Origin of the sequence: Snodgrassella alvi, from assembly GCF_002777425.1 — a bacterium.
In the GTDB taxonomy this organism is placed as follows: domain Bacteria; phylum Pseudomonadota; class Gammaproteobacteria; order Burkholderiales; family Neisseriaceae; genus Snodgrassella; species Snodgrassella alvi_B.
The window spans coordinates 1-1,095 of sequence record NZ_MDVC01000042.1 but is presented as its reverse complement, the minus strand read 5'-3'; the positions used below and the strand labels follow the sequence as shown (position 1 = coordinate 1,095).

The window sequence follows — 1,095 nt, the reverse complement described above, 5'->3', positions numbered from 1 at the left end:
CTGAGCGAAGTACGCATTGAGCAAACAGGCCGCAGCCAGCGTTACGGCTATGTCTACGATGCACTTGGCCGACGTATCGAAAAACATCAGATAGACCGCGAAGGCCAACCCTACAACCGTACCCGCTTCCTGTGGGACGGGTTAAGAATGATTCAGGAAACTGGTCCGAATCATCCCACCAGCCTGTATATCTACACAGACCAGAACAGCTACGAACCACTGACACGTATAGACACAGACGGCAACCAAGAACAACATATCCGCTATTTCCACACCGACCTGAATGGCTGTCCAGAAGAACTAACCGATGCAAACGGTAAAATATTGTGGGAATGCAGCTTTCAGTTATGGGGTAAGCGAATTCATGAAATCGAACACGAACCCATAGAGCAAAACCTCAGATATCAGGGACAATATTTAGACAGAGAAACCGGCTTACATTACAATACTTTCAGGTACTATGATCCGGATATAGGACGCTTTACTCAGCCAGATCCGATTGGGTTGCTGGGTGGTTTTAATCTGTATCAGTATGCGCCTAATGGGTTGACTTGGATTGATCCGTGGGGGCTAGATGCTATTCGCGTTTATCACTACACAAGTAAAGATGGATATAACGGGATTATGGGATCCGGTGTAATTAGAAAAAAAGATCCAGGTGTTAGAGGAAAAGGTTCTATTCAGGGCAAACCTCAGGGTGTATATGTAACTACATTATCTCCAGAGGAGCTAAAATCATCAGGCTTGCGAGGTAAAATGGGATTGACCAAAGAAAAGAGTACTAATTTTATTTCATTTGAAATCGATAGCTCTAAGGTTAAAAGAGTAGATCGACAGAATGGATATTTAAGGCTATATATAGAAGAAGATATACAGCTCAGAAGTGCGAATAATAAGCTCCGAGGTGATATTAAACATGGCGCTTCTGGATGCAAATAGTTTAGGAGATAAATATATGACTGAATGGACAGGTGTTATGTATGGGTTTTATACTAATAAGTTGATAGATGATGTATTTTCTTCATTGATCAAAAAAATAGCATCTATTAATTATAAATATAAACGAGATAGTTTTCGAGATGAAGAATTTCTATT

Annotated in this window: 1 protein-coding gene; it reads left to right on the top strand. The window is 40.9% G+C overall.

Annotated elements, in window-relative coordinates:
* The coding region (locus BGI33_RS03385; protein WP_218965128.1) for an RHS repeat-associated core domain-containing protein at nucleotides 1-939 on the top strand (939 nt) is incomplete at its 5' end.
* Between the last annotated feature and the right edge of the window lie 156 nt (nucleotides 940-1,095).